Origin of the sequence: Acetobacterium carbinolicum, assembly GCF_047456275.1 — a bacterium.
In the GTDB taxonomy this organism is placed as follows: Bacteria; Bacillota; Clostridia; order Eubacteriales; family Eubacteriaceae; genus Acetobacterium; species Acetobacterium carbinolicum.
Genome location: NZ_CP173357.1, coordinates 3,764,343 through 3,779,871, shown reverse-complemented (window position 1 = coordinate 3,779,871; position 15,529 = coordinate 3,764,343). Strand labels below are relative to the sequence as shown.

Genomic DNA, 15,529 nt, shown 5'->3' with positions numbered 1-15,529 from the left:
CGCTGAACATAACGGTTGGTTAATAATACCAAAAGAATCATGACAATGCTTCACTTGTGAGGAACCGGAATTTTTGCTATGCTAGTTAACAAAGGTCCAGTGCATTTATCTGATGGGAGAAGCAACACATGAAAATAAACAAAGTAATACGAAAGTATCGAAAAGAAGCAAATCTTACTCAGGAACAGATCGCAAATTGTCTGGGCGTATCAGCTCCGGCGGTAAACAAGTGGGAGAATGGAATATCATATCCAGATATTACTTTATTATCACCACTTGCCCGGGTTTTGAAAATTAATATCGATACATTATTGTCCTTCAACGAAGAATTAACGGATAAAGAAATTGACCTGCTGGCAAATGAAATAGCCGAGTTGGCCCAAAATGCGGGTTATCAGCAGGCGTATGAAAGAGGTGCAGATCTCATTAAAGAATATGCTACTTGTGATCGACTCATTCTTTCGATTACAAGTATTTTAGATTGCTTTCTTACTCAGGGCGTGGAAAATCAGGATGGATATGAGGCGCAGATTTTGCTCTGGTATGAATTAATAGCCACAAGCGAGAAACAAGAAATTGCGTCCATGGCAGCGGCTTCATTGGTGTCAAAATATACAAGTAAGCAAGAATTTGAAAAAGCGCAGCAACTGATCGATCGTATTCCACCAGCGGGTTATGATAAACAACTTATTCAGGCGATGCTTTTTAAAAATCAGGGTAAAAACGAAAAAGCTTATGAAATTTATGAGCGGATGTTATTAAAGAATGCCAATGAGTTATGGAACATTATCCAATTAATTATTCGCTTACTATCCCAGGAAGAAGCCTTTAATAAAACGAAAAGATATATCGATTTAGGTAAAGAAGTCGTTCAATTGTTTGATTTGGGAGCATATAGTGAAAATACGACAGAACTTTTTCTTGCCATTGAACGGCGTGAAACAGAGAAAAGTCTGGAAATCTTAGAACAAATGGTTTCGAAAATTGAAACCATTTCTGATTTCAGAAAATCGGATTTATACACCCATATTAAGTTTAGGGAGCCACGTGGATCCGATTTTGACATGGTAAAATCGATGCTGAAAAGAGGGCTGGAAAGCGATGAAGAAAGCGCATTCCTTAAAGATGAACCGCGATTCAAAGCCATTCTTAAGGCCTTAGATCATTAAGGGGTGTTTATTACCCAGTTGCTAATGCTAGCAACTGGGTTTGTTTCTGAAAAATTTCAGGATGCCATGAATCATCCTGAGCAATGGATCTAGGTTATGACGAAAGTCATAGCCTTTTATTTCTTTTTGCACTATGTAAGCCGTTCCCAAAATGATATCTTAATCATGAACAATCTGTGGCGATCAAAGAATTGGGCAGATTATGGCGTAAGATAGATAAAAAGTGTGATAGAGAAAGGATATTAATAATGGGAGATGCAATTGTAAAACTGGAAGGCCTGACAAAAAAATATGATGGCAAGGCTGTTGTCGATCATGTTTCACTGGAAATTCGGCAGGGGGAGATTTTTGGATTGCTGGGACCAAACGGTGCCGGTAAAAGTACGACGATGAATATGATCTGTTCGTTGGTGAAGCCAACCGTCGGTAAAATCAGGCTGTTTGGAAAAGATGTCCAAACCGATATGAAGACGGCTAAAGAAAGGCTCGGTTACATTCCCCAGGAACTGGCCATTCATAGCAATCTGAAAGCCTGGGAAAATGTCGAGCTGTTTACCTCTCTTTATGGAGTAAAGGGTAAAGAACTAAAAAAAGCAATTGATGATTCCTTGGAATTTGTGGGATTAAAGGATAAACGTAATGTCTTTTGTAAGAATTTTTCCGGCGGCATGAAACGCCGACTAAACATTGCCTGTGCCATCGGTCATCATCCGGAGCTGTTGATTTTTGATGAACCCACGGTGGGGATTGATCCCCAATCCCGAAATTTTATTTTAGAAAAGATAAAGGTTGCCAATGAACAGGGGGCCACCATTATTTATACCAGCCACTATATGGAAGAAATCGAAGCAATCTGTTCCCGGATTGCGATCATGGATAATGGCAAAATCATTGCCATGGGAACCAAAAAAGAATTGACTGAACTGGTTACAGCGGAAACTGACTCGACAATGAGCCTGGAAGAGGTTTTTCTGACTTTGACAGGCAAGAAGCTACGCGATTATGCTGAGGGAGAGATGTGATATGCCACTGATACTGATTAAAAATAACATGAAACTGATGTTTCGTAATAAGTCCTTTCTGCTGTTGATGATCATTATGCCGATCATTGTCATTGCCCTTTTGTCCAGTGCCTTTAAGGACATGATGGCAGCGGCCCGGGATATTGATCCCTTTACAGTGGGGTACCGGATCACGGCGAATAGCCCGTATCAAACCTATCTGCCGGAACTTAAAAAAGCAAGTGCCAAGAATGATGTAACCCTGATTGAATATCCGGAAGGTGAGATAAGAAAGCTGATTGAAAATGAAACCGTGTCTGCTTTTGTGGATATCCAGGATGACGATTATATTGTGTATCAATCAAGTGCGAAGAAAGCCGAGGCATTGGTTTCAGAAAGTCTTTTCGACAATTTCTTTTATCAGGTGGATGCCAATACCGCCCTGGTAACCGCCCAGATGAAGAAAGGACTTGTCGATATAAAATTGCTGGAAGCAGATCGCGAAAGGGCGTCCCGGGAAGTGCTCTCAGTCGAGCCAATGCCCACCTCCACCGATTATTATGGCATTATTTACATCGTCTTCTGGAGCTTCTGCGGGATTATTCCGTTGGCCGCAGTGATCGCCAGCGAACGAAAAAATGCGATACCGCAGCGGATGCGGGTGTCGCAGATGAGCAAGACGCAGTTTTATCTGGCAAAATTTGTGCCCTGCTTTCTGGTAACCTTTATGGCCATGGCGGTGGCCGGGACAATTTCGGCGCTACTCTTTCAGGTGCATTGGGGCGTATTACCGGCTTCAGTAGGGATTATCTTGCTTTCTACCATGGCAGCCGCCGCTTTCGGGGTTTTTCTTTATCAGTTATTCAACAAGGTGGTTGTTAGTGTGGTCGTGGGCTTTTCACTGACCTGGATACTGGGATTATTTGGCGGTTCCTTTGATCCGTATATGTATGAAGACTTTCCGATTACGCTAATGAAGGCATCGCCCCTTTATTATGTCAACCGGACCCTCGTGGAATTTTCCACCAAAGGATACAGCGATTATGTTGGGATCTGTCTGATTTATCTGATTGGTCTGATTTTAGTTTTTGGAATACTGGGCAGTATGCTGATGAACCGGAAAGTAGAGGAATAGAATGAACGGCTTTGTTACGATGGTAAAAACTAATCTGAAGCTGTTGCTTCGAAATAAGGGCTATCTGGCACTGGTGCTGCTGCTGCCGATTTTATCGGCGGGTCTGCTTTCGTTGCAATTAGGTGGTGAAGTGTCAATGAAGGATGACACCTCGTATGTGGTTCAAACGATTGAAGATCGGGCGGACAGCATTACCAGTATTGAGAATACCAAACTGATGGTTAAGCTGTATGATAACAGCAACACCGAAACATCAGACTATCTGGCCCAGGAACTGGCCGGTTCAGGCCTTTTCCGAGTTTTTCGTTATAATCAGGAAGTGGTTGATCTGTCAACGGCAAGACAGGAAAGTATTGACGGCGCCGGAAAGAGCAATATCGGTGCGGTGGTCTATATTCCGAAGGATTTTGAAGCCGATCTGTTAGCGGGGGGAACCGGAAAGCTATCGCTTCTGGAGATTAAAAGTGACGGACGAAATGCCTTGTTAAACAGTAATGTCAATACCTATCTCAATTTTATCATGAAGGCGACGGAAACAACCGGCTATGATAAGACTGCCCTTGATGCGATGCTTAGTGAACTGAAAGAGAGTAAGCTTAATAAAAAAATTGAGGCGGTGGAAATCGGAAATAGCCTGACATTAACCAGTCAGCAGAACCACCAAAGCACCCGCATCGGTTATTCAATTGCAGTGCTGACAATGGGTTTTCTGTTCTGTGGAGTCTTTATTGCCGATATTATCGTTAGAGAAAGAAACAATCAGGTCTATAACCGGATATTTCTATCAAAAGCCAGTATTCTCAATTATGTTTTGTCAAAAATGGCCATGATCTTATTAACGGTCGGGATCCAGACAACTATTTTAGCCATGGCAACGCCGCTACTGGTGAGTACTGATTTTGGCATTCCCTTTCCCAGTTATTTGTTTCTGGTTTTTGGTCTGGGCTTATGCATTAGTACCCTTTCAGTGGTCATTGGCACCCTGGTAGGGAATACCATGAATGCGACCTACGCCGTCTTTGCCATCTGGATTGTGTCAAACATCATGGCCGGCTTGTACTTTCCTATCACCAGTGCGGCTCAATGGTGGGTAAAAGCCTCACTGCTGATTCCCCAGCGGTGGGTGATCGTCGCTTCAGAAATGTTGATGACTGGCGAAACCGGGGTTTATGCAATGTACGGGCTGATTGTCGGCTGCTATCTGCTGATCCTTATGGCCGGCACCTCGATTGGCATCATGGTTGGAAAAAAGGATTATTAAACAATTGCATTGAAGTGAAAATCGAAAATGTGATAGAATGTTCGTAAAGTAAAGGTGGATGGGAAGTCAGACAGATGGTTGAAAAGATGAAGGATAACTATTTCTCGATGATGAAGTTTTGCTGTCTGACGGTCATGCTGGCATATGTGATTGTTGACAGTGAGAAATCATTTCAAGCGATCAGCCAGGAGGGGTTTTGGTTGGGATTGTTTGTGGTGGTATCAACCCTTTATGAGTTGCTGGATAAGGAAAAAATCGGCTGCTTGCTTGCTGAAATAATCTTTGCGATAGGGATCTTCGTTTTATTTAGGGAAAGTAGCATCGGTTTTTATTTAATTCCGGTGGCGGTATTGGATACGGTGGTTTATTTTAAACTGCCCCTCGTCGTCGGCTTGATGGTCTTTGCCGGTGTCCTTTTTCGTCCCCCGGATTTAGCCGTTTATATGATTTATAGTATCTTTATTAGTGTTATTTATTTTCAGAATCATGTGCTGATCAAGCGGTATCAAGATAAGCTGGAGAATTATGAGCAGGAAGAGTTTAAACTAAAGGATTCCATTTCGGACAAAGACTTGCACTTTAAAAAGAAACTGGAACAGAACAGCCTGCATTATAAAAATCAAATCCTTACTGAACGGGCCGGAATTTATCAGGCCTTGCATGATAAGTTGGGGCACAGCATTAACGGTTCCGTTTATCAATTGGAAGCCAGTAAGGTGCTGATTCATAATAAACCGGAACAAAGCAGTCGGATCATTCAGGCCGTCATTGATACCTTAAGAGAAAGCATGGATGAAATCCGCTTTATATTGCGGAAGGAAAAACCGGAGCACAAAAAGGTGGCCCTGCATCAGCTTCAGGGATTGTGCGAAGAATGTCGGGAAAAATATGGCATTCAGGCGATCTTGCGACTAGAGGGGGAAGATAAAGAGATCCCCGATCACATTTGGGAAGTGATTTTGGATAATGCCATTGAAGCCGTTTCCAATGCCCTTAAATATGCAAAATGCTCCAGACTGGCCATCGAATTGGTGGTGATGAACAAAATAATCCGTTGCAGTATTTATAATAATGGCACAAGCTGCGAAACAATTGTCGAAGGAATGGGGATTCAGGGAATGAAAGACCGCACCCGAAAAGTAAATGGACTAATTGATATTGATGGTCAAAACGGATTTCGGATCAATATGATTTTTCCGTTAACTTCCGCTTAAGAAAGGCGACAGACATGACTAAAATAAAGGTAATCATTGTTGATGACTCTGATTTTGTACGAGACGGCATGGGCATCATCTTGGGTGTCGATGACGAATTTCATGTCGTTGGCTGTGCTAAAAATGGCGCAGAGGCGCTGGAATTTGCCCAAAAAGAAAAACCGGATGTTTTTTTGATGGACATCCAGATGCCGGAAATGGACGGCATTGCCGCGACCAAAGAGATTGTTGCAAAAGGTTTGGGAAAGGTGTTGATTCTGACCACCTTTGATGATCGCGAGCTGGTGGAAAAGGCGATGAAAAATGGGGCCGACGGATACCTGATCAAAAATCATACCCCGGAACAATTAAAACAGAGCATTAAATCCGTCTATCATGGGGTTCATTTTCTCGACAGTCAGGTGCTTGATAAATTTACCGAACCGGAAACAAAATGCAGCACCGGTTTTGACGGCAGTTTGTTTACCGTCAGAGAGCTGGGGATTATCGAAGCCGTAGCCGACGGCTTATCGAATAAGGAAATTGCCGAAAAACTATTCTTAAGTGAAGGCACTGTTAAGAATTATATCAGTGTGATTCTAGACAAAGGCAATCTTTCCCACCGCACCCAAATGGCTATTTATTATTTAACCGGTCGACGATAAGCAGGAAAACTCAGCCACTCAACTAGAAAGATGTTGTATTTCAACGATTTGGGGTATCCAATAAATAAGTATAGTCTTATTTGGAGGGTACTTTATGCAAGAACAAAAGAAAAAACAGTCGCAGACAGAAAATTTTATCCGAAAAAATTGGCATGCTCTTGAAGAAAAGGTTGTTTTTGAAGCATTAGAGAGTAATCCGGCCGGGCTTGAACCTGGAGAAGCAGCCAGTCGGCAGTCCGCTTATGGTAAGAATGCGTTACCGATGAAAAAGTTGCCGTCGATCTGGACCATTCTGCTTCATCAAATTAAGAATCCGCTGATCTTTATTCTGATTGCGGCGGCAATTTTATCGCTGGCGTTAGGCGATGCCAAGGATGCTATTTTTATTCTGATTGTCATTATTCTAAACAGTGTTTTAGGTGCCTACCAGGAGTACAATGCGGAGAAGAGCGCCGCCAGTTTACAGAATCTGCTTAAGATTAAGGCCAATCTCAGGCGGGGCGGAAAAGAGGTTGAAATTGATTCAGAGGAACTTGTTCCTGGAGATATTGTTTTACTGGCATCGGGAGACAAGGTACCCGCGGATTTGCGCCTGCTGGAGGCTAAAAATCTCGCGTCAGATGAAAGTTTTCTAACCGGCGAATCCATCGAAGCAAGTAAAAAAGTAGGTCGGTTGTCCGAAAATAGGGGCATCGCTGAACGGACGAATATGGCTTATGCCGGCGCCGTAATTACATCGGGCCGGGGAACGGGTATTGTGGTTGAAACAGGGACAAACACCGAAGTTGGTCAAATAGCTGAGCAACTCAGTGAGTCTGAAAGTGCAAGCCCGCCACTGGTCACGCGGATGGAAAAATTCACCAAACAAATTAGTGTGGTGGTTTTACTCATCAGTGTCTTTTTAGCTGTTCTGCTAAGACTGCAGGGGCTTGATTTTGCGGCCATCTTCTTTGTGGTGCTGGCCCTGGCGGTTTCAGCGATTCCCGAAGGGCTTCCGGTAGCACTAACAGTGGCACTTTCGATTGCGGCATCCAAAATGGCAAAACGCAACGTCATTGTCAGAAAACTACCAGCGGTGGAAAGTCTGGGTAGCTGTACCGTGATTGCCACCGATAAAACAGGTACACTGACGGTTAATCAACAAACAGCACGGCAGGTTTTTTTGCCAGATGGACAGAGATTTCACATCTCAGGCCAGGGCTATAATGGTGAAGGAAGTCTTGAGACCGAACAGAAAAATCAGATCTCGGATCAGCAGCAGATACGTTTAGAAAAGTTGGCGGTTTCTTTTATCATGGCAAATGAAGGAACCCTAACACAAGAAAGTGGTGCTTGGACGCATCATGGCGATGCTATGGATGTGGCATTTTTGGCACTGGGCTATAAGCTTAGGATATCACCGGAAGCGGTAAAGTCTGAAAATAGGCTGCTGGAGATGATTTCCTATGAATCGGAACGGCAATTTTCAGCGGCCTTTTATGAGAAAGAAAGCACAACCTTTGTTGCAGTTAAAGGTGCCGTTGAAAAGATACTAAAGTTTTGTGATCAAATGGCAAATCAGGATGAAACGGTTTCTCTCGACCCGACAACGATTGAAAAACAGGCTGAAGCACTGGCTGCTCAGGGTTACCGGGTATTGGGAGTTGCGGGAGGCAAACACCCAGGATATGAAAAAAAGGACCAGTATGAAGATGAGGACCTGCCAGAAATGGTTTTTCAGGGGTTGGTTGCCTTTATTGATCCGCTACGACCAGAAGTGGCTGATGCGGTGGAAGAATGTAAGCAAGCCGGAATAAAGGTGATCATGGTTACCGGCGATCACCCCAAAACGGCAATGGCCATTGCCAAAGAGGTGGGGATTGTCGAGCCCGATGAGGCAGTGGTAACCGGGAAAAAATTAAGTCAGGCAGGATCTTTAGCTGATGCAGAATTTAAAAGTCTGGTTAATTCAACCCATGTCTTTGCCAGAGTTTCACCCAAACAGAAATTGGAAATTGTTGAAGTTCTGATTAACCAGAACGAATTTGTGGCCGTTACCGGTGACGGGGTTAACGATGCCCCGGCGTTAAGACGGGCAAACATTGGGGTTGCCATGGGCTCCGGTACGGATGTTGCCAAAGAGATCAGTTCGATGATTGTAACAGATAACAATTTTGCTTCGATTGTATCCGGTGTGGAAGAAGGGCGCTTCGCCTATGATAATGTGCGCAAAGTAATCTATCTGCTCATTTCAACTGGTGCGGCTGAAGTTGCTCTTTTTCTAGCGGCGATCTTCACCGGGATGCCCTTACCCTTAATTGCGGTTCAGCTACTTTGGCTTAATCTGGTTACTAACGGTATCCAGGGTGTGGCTCTGGCTTTTGAAGATGGCGAGCCAGGAGCTATGAAAAGGAAACCCCGAAAAACCGATGAGAAGATTTTTAATCCCCAGATGATTAGTCAAACAGTGCTCTCAGGCGTTACCATGGGAACCATCGCTTTTGGGTTCTGGTATTACCTGATCATTCTCCAGGGGTGGGATCATATGGCGGCTCGAAATATCGTGCTCCTATCAATGGTATTGATGGAAAATGTCCATGTCTTTAATTGTCGGTCGGAATTTTCATCAGCATTTAAGGTTCCCATCAGTCGTAATTACATATTGGTGATGGGCGTTTTAGCTGCTCAGGGGATTCATATTCTGAGTATGCATCTTCCTTTTATGCAACAAACGCTTGAGATAGAGCCGATTTCAATTTTTGAATGGTTGATAGTTTTTGCTTTTACCCTGCTGCTTTTGCTGGTAATGGAAATCTATAAGGTAATTCGCAAGAAAATGAACGTCCAGGTCAGTTAAATCATTACGAGATAAGAAAAATTTGAAGGATAATAAAAGTTCTAACAAAAAAACGCCATTGGAATTTGAATTCCAATGGCGTTTAGTGGGCGGTAGCGGGTAAGTTTTTATAATTATTTTATCGCAGAGGGTTCTAGTTGCTGCCATTTATTACCCAGAACAGGCGGGGTATAGTGAATCATTTGACGGATCAATTCGTCGGGGTCTGTTGAGACCAGCACCAGCTTTGTGTTGGACGGGTTCATGAAGCCTTCATTGACAATAGTTTGCATCATCGCAATAAAGGAATCAAAAAAGTTTGAAATATTGAAAATCCCAATGGGTTTCTTATGAATCCCCAGTTGTGCCCAACTAAAGGTTTCAAATAATTCTTCGAAGGTCCCCACCCCTCCGGGAATGGCAATAAAACCATCAGATAAGTCGGCCATGGTTTGTTTTCGTTCATGCATGTTTTTTACTTCAATAAAACGAGTCAAACGGTCGTTAATCACTTCGTTGGGAAAAAGGCCTCCGGGCATAACCCCAGTGACACAGCCATTATTATCTAACATATGATTGGCGATTTCGCCCATTAGACCAAATTTTGATCCGCCGTAAACTAATTCAATGTTGTTCTTGACGAGCACCAGACCCAATTTTTTTGTCATTTCTTTGTACTCCGGACGAACACCGAGATTGGAGCCGGAATAAACACAAATTCTTTTCATAATGATGACCTCCTGAAATATGAATGCTAAAGCTAGCAATTATTCTACTTATATCTTAAGATAAGAATATTTAAATGAGATCTTAAATTATAACAAACAAAACCGTAATATAACAAGTTATATTTAGCAGATGCTTAAATAGTTTACAGCAATATTCGACTAATAATCTTTGTATAATACCATTGACACAAAAGAAGCGTAGGCATACAATTAATATGCAAATACAAATCATTTGCACATTAACCAAAAGAAGGTGGTAGGAAAATGAAAAAGATGAGAACATTGCGTGTTTTATCGGGATTAATTCTGGCCGTTTGTCTGTTATTATTAGTAAGTGGCTGCAAGAGCGGCAAAGAAACTTCAGCGATCAGTAATGGTGAGGATAAAAAGCCAATCGTGGCCGTGACCATTGTACCGGAAAAAACTTTTGTGGAAGCCGTTTGCGGCGATCTGGTGGAGGTTATTGCATTGGTACCGCCGGGAAATAGTCCGGAAAATTATGAACCGACACCTCAGGAAATGGAGAAATTCAGTCAGGCAGAGGTATATTTTACTATCGGCGTACCAACAGAGGAAGCAAATATTTTACCAAGTGCAGGAGAGGTTAAGATCGTTTCATTACAGGAAGCAGCAAAGGCTGTTTATCCCGAAAGATTATTTTCCTCGGGCGAAAGAGATCCCCACATCTGGCTTTCACCAAAGCGGGTGGAGGTAATGGTAGAAACCATTGCAAAAGAAATGTCAGCACGAGATCCTGAGAATCAAGCGGTTTATGAAAAAAATGCCGAAAATTATATTGCCAAACTTAAGGCTTTAGACCAGGAAATAATCACCGCTCTGGCACCGGTTCAGAATAAAAAAATTATTGTGTATCATCCGGCATTTGGTTATTTAGCCGATGATTATGGGCTGGAAATGATTGCCCTGGAAGAAGAAGGCAAGGAAGCAACCGCTCAGCAGCTTCAAGCGATCATTGACCTGGCAAAGGCTGAAAATATTAAGGTTATTTTTTATCAGGCCGAAATTGATAGTAGTCAGTCTCAGGCTTTTGCCGATGAACTCGGTGGAAAAACGGTTCAACTAGCTCCGCTGGCAGAAAATTATATTGAAAATCTACAAATGATGGCAAAGACGATGGTCGAGGTTATGCAGTGAAAAATAAAGTCGTACAGGTGGATAATTTAACCGTCTACTATGGACAAACACCGGCAATTGCCGGTGTTTGTCTTGATGTTTATGAAGGTGAGTATTTAGGGATCATTGGACCCAACGGCGGTGGAAAAACAACGTTGCTAAAAACAATTTTAGGAATCAACCCGCCAACGGAGGGAACCGTCCAGATATATGGAGAGCCGATTGCGAAGAAACGGACACTGATGGGGTACGTTCCTCAGTATGCAGCCATGCATAAGACATTTCCGATTACGGTATTTGAAGTGGTTTTAACCGGTCGGATCAAAGCTGGCTTTAAACCCTTTTTTCATTACTCGGAAGAAGATAAGGAGATCGTCGTGAATTTATTGGCAAAGGTTGGGCTTAGTGATCTGGCAAACCGGCAGATTTCTCAGCTTTCAGGGGGAGAATTTCAAAAGATGTTAATCGCCAGAGCATTGGCAGTTAAACCGAAACTGCTGCTTTTGGATGAACCCACAGCCAGTGTGGATGCGGTATCACGTGAGCAAATATATGGTCTTTTAGAGGAACTCAACAAAGAAATGACGATCATTCTGGTGACCCACGATCTGCTTGCCGTATCCTCTTATGTGGGGCGACTAGCATGTTTGAATACAAAATTGGTTTATCATGGCGAGCCTGAATTGACGGAAGATGTGGTTAACCATCTTTACGGCTGTGCAGTTGATCTCATTGCCCATGGCGTTCCTCATCGGGTACTAAAGGACCACGGGGAGGATTGCTGAGATGTTAGAGGCATTATCTAAATATCAATTTTTACAGAATGCTTTTTTTGCCGGGATTTTAGCCAGCATAGTTTGTGGGTTGATCGGGGTGATCATTGTTGAGCGAAAACTGGTAATGATGAGCGGTGGCATTGCCCATACGGCCTATGGTGGGGTTGGTTTGGGCTATCTGCTAGGTTTTGAGCCGATTATTGGGGCCTTTGTTTTTTCAGTCTGTGCCGCGTTGGGAATTGGTTATATTAATAAAAAGGGCGGAGCTGAATCGGATGTTGTCATCGGTCTGTTCTGGTCAGTTGGTATGGCACTGGGGATTTTTTTTATTGCCTTGATGCCCGGCTATCCGCCTGATTTGAGTTCCTATCTTTTTGGGAGTATTCTATCGGTTACACGCTTTGATCTTTATTTGATGATCGGCTTAACACTGATTGTCGTTTTTGTGGTGGTGGTGTTTTTTAATCATTGGAAGGCCTATCTGTTTGATGAGGAATTTGCTACTATTTTAGGTGTTAATACGAGAATACTAGAGTATGGTCTTTTGATTCTGGTGGCAATGACCGTGGTGGTGCTGATTCGGGTTGTCGGAATTATTCTGGTTATTGCCTTGCTGACCGCCCCGGCGGCATCAGCGGGAATGCTTAGCTCAAATTTCAGAAATCGGATGTTTTATGCTATAATATTAGGGATTATCTTTTGCCTATCGGGCATGTGGATTTCGTATGAGATGAACATCGCTTCAGGTGCGACGATCGTTATTCTGTCAGTGGGATGTTATTTTTGTTTGTATCTGGGTCAGGCAATCAGACGCAAAATAAATCGGAACGCTCAGAAAAGTCGAAGTAAGCGGAATGAGGAAATCAAATGAAAAAGTTGGATATGCGTGAAAAACTGAAAAATAACGGGATGAAGTCGACAAAACATCGGGTGGCGATTCTGGAGATACTGATAAAAAAAGATCAACCTGTTTCAGCCGAGAATATATTTTTTGACATGCAGAAAATGGATGTGTCCATCAATTTGTCAACCGTTTATCGAAATCTTGAAGCTTTGGCAGAAAAGGGACTGGTGACAAAATTAAGTTTGTCGGGGGACAACCGTTCGGTGTTTGAGTATAATAAAATGGTCCATCGGCACTATCTGATTTGTTTGGGTTGTAAAAAGATCCTGGCCATTGAGCATTGTCCCATTAAAAGCTATGAACATCAAATTGAAGACGAAACCGATTATGAAATTGTTGGACACAAACTGGATCTTTATGGTTATTGTCCTAAATGTAAAAAAAATAATCCCGGCTATCAGCCAAAAAATTCGCAGGACTGAATTATGAAGATTTGTTAAAGATTTGTTAAGCGCATTGATAAAGTATACCGTGGATGCTATACTTTTTTCATGAAGAAAAAAGGAGCATATTGATGAAGCTGGATTACCGACTCACTGTTTTAGTAGGCCTGGGTTTTATGACTGTTAGTGCATTTTGGAGCCTGTATGATTTTGTGATTCCAATGATTATGTTAAAAGCCTTTGAATTTGGTGATACCATGGCTGGTGTGGTTATGTCCCTTGACAATGTTTTGGCGTTGTTTATGTTGCCTCTATTTGGGATGCTTTCGGATAATACCAGTACCAGGATGGGGAGACGGATGCCCTATATTTTAGGCGGTACGGCAATGGCAGTGGTCTCCATGTTGATCATTCCCTATGCGGTGATGGCCAATAAACTGGGGTTGTTTATTGTCGCCTTGGCTTTAGCACTGTTATCAATGTCCCTTTATCGATCACCGGCAGTGGCCCTGATGCCTGATGTGACACCAAAACCGCTTCGCTCCAAGGGCAATGCAGTGATTAATCTGATGGGTGCCGTCGGCGGGATTATGGTTTTGGCGATGGTCGCACTGCTGGCACCAGACAAAGCTAACATCAACTATTGGCCGCTGTTTTTGGGAACGGCCGGTGTTATGGTAGTGGGTGTCATTATTCTTAAACTGACCGTCAATGAACCGGCAGAAGTTATCAAAATGCGTCATAACAGTGCGACTTTGGGGATTGATGTTGAAGAAGCGGAGCATGACGATACCCTGGTCACTCATGAAAGACTTCCCAAAGAATATCGAAAGAGTCTGATTTTTATCCTTTTGTCGGTCGCCTTATGGTTTATGGGATATAATGCGGTAACCTCGGCCTTTTCTAAATATGCCATGGTTTCGTTGAATATGCAGGAATCCCAGTCGGCATCGATTTTAATGGTGGCCAGTATAGCCGCCATCATTTCTTTTATTCCAGTTGGGATTCTTTCTTCTCGGATTGGACGAAAGAAGATGATCCTTGTGGGTGTGGTGGTGCTGGCCACGGTTTTTGGAACATCGGCATTCTACACGGGATTTAATCCCCTGCTGTTTGTGTCTTTTGCTCTGGCTGGGATTGCCTGGGCGGCGATTAATGTCAATTCTCTGCCAATGGTGTTGGAAATGTCCAAGGGAGCCAACATTGGTCGCTATACCGGTTATTATTATACGGCATCGATGGCAGCTCAGGTGATTACACCGATTATTTCCGGTGCACTACTGGAACATTTGGGATATCATACCTTAATGCCCTATGGGGCTTTGTTTGTCGGGCTGGCATTTTTAACGATGATGATGGTGAACCATGGCGATTCAAAACCGATTATCGGGCCATCCAAGCTGGAGTTATTTGATGTGGCAGACTGATGATTTAGAGAAACGACGAGGCAGAAGATGATCATCATTATAACAATGGTAACCGTTGGCGTAATACTTTTATATCTGTTTATGATTTCGCCGGCTCAGTTGCCCCCCAATTCAGACACGAGACTCTGGCAATATCATTACGCCCATCGCGGCCTTCATAATAAGGATCGGTCGATTCCGGAAAACTCGGTGTTAGCCTTTGAGAAGGCCGTTGAGGCCGGATATGGGATGGAGCTGGATATCAATCTCAGTGCCGATGGACAGGTGGTGGTTTTTCATGATGACAATCTTCTGCGGGTCTGTGGTGTGGATAAATTGATCACCGATTGTTCCCTGATGGAACTTTTAGGATATCGCCTGGAACAGACCGGTGAAGGGATTCCCCTTTTGACGGATGTTTTGAAACGGGTCAATGGCCAAACACCACTTATCGTAGAGTTGAAAAACACCAAAAATTGGCAGCTGCTTTGTGAAAAAGCCGCAGCGATTCTGGATCATTATCCGGGCTCTTATTGTGTGGAGTCTTTTCATCCCGGCATTGTCCGATGGTTTTACAAAAATCGGCCGCTGGTGATCAGAGGACAGCTATCAGCTAACCATCGCAGCTTTGAAGAATTGCCGGTATGGCAAAGTCTAATGATTGCATCAATTCTGACAAACGTGGCGGCCCGTCCTCATTTTGTGGCCTATGACCATAAAGATGCCCATCATCGGCTCAGTCTTCGTCTTTTCCGCCAATTAGGCGGTAAACTGGCTGGTTGGACAATCCGAGATACGGATGATCCCCTGCGGTGCATGAGGTTTTTTGATGTAATTATCTTTGAATTTTTCAGACCAGCGGTTTAAAAAACAAGATTTTACAGAAAATAGTTTAAATACTAATCTATTTTTAATGAAAGATTGAGAAAATAGTAGGGTAAATAAAAGAACATGGGTTT

At 43.1% G+C, this 15,529-nt stretch carries 14 protein-coding genes; 13 read left to right on the top strand and 1 reads right to left on the bottom strand.

Going from position 1 to position 15,529, the window contains the following annotated elements; genetic code table 11:
- Positions 1-128: 128 nt before the first annotated feature.
- From ACIZ62_RS17450 to ACIZ62_RS17420, 7 genes are all read left to right on the top strand, one after another.
- Positions 129-1,169: a helix-turn-helix domain-containing protein gene (locus ACIZ62_RS17450; protein ID WP_414150773.1), complete on the top strand. Its 1,041-nt coding sequence runs from the start codon at positions 129-131 to the stop codon at positions 1,167-1,169.
- A gap of 248 nt (positions 1,170-1,417) precedes the next feature.
- Positions 1,418-2,191, top strand: a complete 774-nt coding sequence (locus tag ACIZ62_RS17445) for an ABC transporter ATP-binding protein (RefSeq protein WP_414150772.1) — start codon at positions 1,418-1,420, stop codon at positions 2,189-2,191.
- A gap of 1 nt (position 2,192) precedes the next feature.
- Positions 2,193-3,305: an ABC transporter permease gene (locus tag ACIZ62_RS17440; protein WP_414150771.1), complete on the top strand. Its 1,113-nt coding sequence runs from the start codon at positions 2,193-2,195 to the stop codon at positions 3,303-3,305.
- 1 nt (position 3,306) lies between these two features.
- Positions 3,307-4,566, top strand: a complete 1,260-nt coding sequence (locus ACIZ62_RS17435; protein WP_414150770.1) for an ABC transporter permease — start codon at positions 3,307-3,309, stop codon at positions 4,564-4,566.
- 74 nt (positions 4,567-4,640) lie between these two features.
- Positions 4,641-5,780: a sensor histidine kinase gene (locus tag ACIZ62_RS17430; RefSeq protein ID WP_414150769.1), complete on the top strand. Its 1,140-nt coding sequence runs from the start codon at positions 4,641-4,643 to the stop codon at positions 5,778-5,780.
- Positions 5,781-5,794: 14 nt separating this feature from the next.
- Positions 5,795-6,424, top strand: a complete 630-nt coding sequence (locus tag ACIZ62_RS17425; RefSeq protein WP_414150768.1) for a response regulator — start codon at positions 5,795-5,797, stop codon at positions 6,422-6,424.
- Positions 6,425-6,518: 94 nt separating this feature from the next.
- The gene (locus ACIZ62_RS17420) at positions 6,519-9,260 is read left to right on the top strand and encodes a cation-translocating P-type ATPase (protein WP_414150767.1); all 2,742 of its coding nucleotides are present in this window, start codon (positions 6,519-6,521) and stop codon (positions 9,258-9,260) included.
- Between the two features lie 113 nt (positions 9,261-9,373).
- Here ACIZ62_RS17420 and ACIZ62_RS17415 read toward each other — a convergent pair whose 3' ends face one another.
- Complete coding sequence (locus ACIZ62_RS17415) at positions 9,374-9,967, bottom strand: TIGR00730 family Rossman fold protein (RefSeq protein ID WP_414150766.1); 594 nt, start codon at positions 9,965-9,967, stop codon at positions 9,374-9,376.
- Between the two features lie 264 nt (positions 9,968-10,231).
- On the opposite strand from ACIZ62_RS17415, the gene ACIZ62_RS17410 reads away from it, so the two are divergent.
- The 6 genes from ACIZ62_RS17410 to ACIZ62_RS17385 all read left to right on the top strand — a co-directional run bounded on the left by ACIZ62_RS17410 (position 10,232) and on the right by ACIZ62_RS17385 (position 15,437).
- Positions 10,232-11,122: a metal ABC transporter solute-binding protein, Zn/Mn family gene (locus ACIZ62_RS17410; RefSeq protein WP_414150765.1), complete on the top strand. Its 891-nt coding sequence runs from the start codon at positions 10,232-10,234 to the stop codon at positions 11,120-11,122.
- A complete protein-coding gene (locus ACIZ62_RS17405) occupies positions 11,119-11,886 on the top strand; it encodes a metal ABC transporter ATP-binding protein (RefSeq protein WP_414150764.1) in 768 nt (255 codons plus the stop codon). Before ACIZ62_RS17410 ends, ACIZ62_RS17405 begins: the two co-directional genes overlap by 4 nt.
- Position 11,887: 1 nt before the next feature.
- On the top strand, positions 11,888-12,748 hold the full coding sequence (locus ACIZ62_RS17400; protein WP_414150763.1) for a metal ABC transporter permease: 861 nt from the start codon (positions 11,888-11,890) through the stop codon (positions 12,746-12,748).
- Entirely contained in the window at positions 12,745-13,203 is a 459-nt protein-coding gene (locus ACIZ62_RS17395) for a Fur family transcriptional regulator (protein ID WP_414150762.1), read from the top strand. Before ACIZ62_RS17400 ends, ACIZ62_RS17395 begins: the two co-directional genes overlap by 4 nt.
- A 92-nt stretch (positions 13,204-13,295) precedes the next feature.
- Positions 13,296-14,591 (top strand): MFS transporter, encoded by a 1,296-nt coding sequence (locus ACIZ62_RS17390; protein ID WP_111888740.1) that lies wholly within the window; start codon positions 13,296-13,298, stop codon positions 14,589-14,591.
- 27 nt (positions 14,592-14,618) lie between these two features.
- Positions 14,619-15,437 (top strand): glycerophosphodiester phosphodiesterase family protein, encoded by an 819-nt coding sequence (locus ACIZ62_RS17385; protein WP_111888741.1) that lies wholly within the window; start codon positions 14,619-14,621, stop codon positions 15,435-15,437.
- The last annotated feature ends 92 nt before the right edge of the window (positions 15,438-15,529 follow it).

What these genes read in the sequence shown, in the direction of transcription:
- ACIZ62_RS17450 (WP_414150773.1), top strand. Translation starts at nt 129, where the DNA reads ATGAAAATAAACAAAGTAATACGAAAGTATCGAAAAGAAGCAAATCTT.
- ACIZ62_RS17445 (WP_414150772.1), top strand. Translation starts at nt 1,418, where the DNA reads ATGGGAGATGCAATTGTAAAACTGGAAGGCCTGACAAAAAAATATGAT.
- ACIZ62_RS17440 (WP_414150771.1), top strand. Translation starts at nt 2,193, where the DNA reads ATGCCACTGATACTGATTAAAAATAACATGAAACTGATGTTTCGTAAT.
- ACIZ62_RS17435 (WP_414150770.1), top strand. Translation starts at nt 3,307, where the DNA reads ATGAACGGCTTTGTTACGATGGTAAAAACTAATCTGAAGCTGTTGCTT.
- ACIZ62_RS17430 (WP_414150769.1), top strand. Translation starts at nt 4,641, where the DNA reads ATGGTTGAAAAGATGAAGGATAACTATTTCTCGATGATGAAGTTTTGC.
- ACIZ62_RS17425 (WP_414150768.1), top strand. Translation starts at nt 5,795, where the DNA reads ATGACTAAAATAAAGGTAATCATTGTTGATGACTCTGATTTTGTACGA.
- ACIZ62_RS17420 (WP_414150767.1), top strand. Translation starts at nt 6,519, where the DNA reads ATGCAAGAACAAAAGAAAAAACAGTCGCAGACAGAAAATTTTATCCGA.
- ACIZ62_RS17415 (WP_414150766.1), bottom strand. Translation starts at nt 9,967, where the DNA reads ATGAAAAGAATTTGTGTTTATTCCGGCTCCAATCTCGGTGTTCGTCCG.
- ACIZ62_RS17410 (WP_414150765.1), top strand. Translation starts at nt 10,232, where the DNA reads ATGAAAAAGATGAGAACATTGCGTGTTTTATCGGGATTAATTCTGGCC.
- ACIZ62_RS17400 (WP_414150763.1), top strand. Translation starts at nt 11,888, where the DNA reads ATGTTAGAGGCATTATCTAAATATCAATTTTTACAGAATGCTTTTTTT.
- ACIZ62_RS17395 (WP_414150762.1), top strand. Translation starts at nt 12,745, where the DNA reads ATGAAAAAGTTGGATATGCGTGAAAAACTGAAAAATAACGGGATGAAG.
- ACIZ62_RS17390 (WP_111888740.1), top strand. Translation starts at nt 13,296, where the DNA reads ATGAAGCTGGATTACCGACTCACTGTTTTAGTAGGCCTGGGTTTTATG.
- ACIZ62_RS17385 (WP_111888741.1), top strand. Translation starts at nt 14,619, where the DNA reads ATGATCATCATTATAACAATGGTAACCGTTGGCGTAATACTTTTATAT.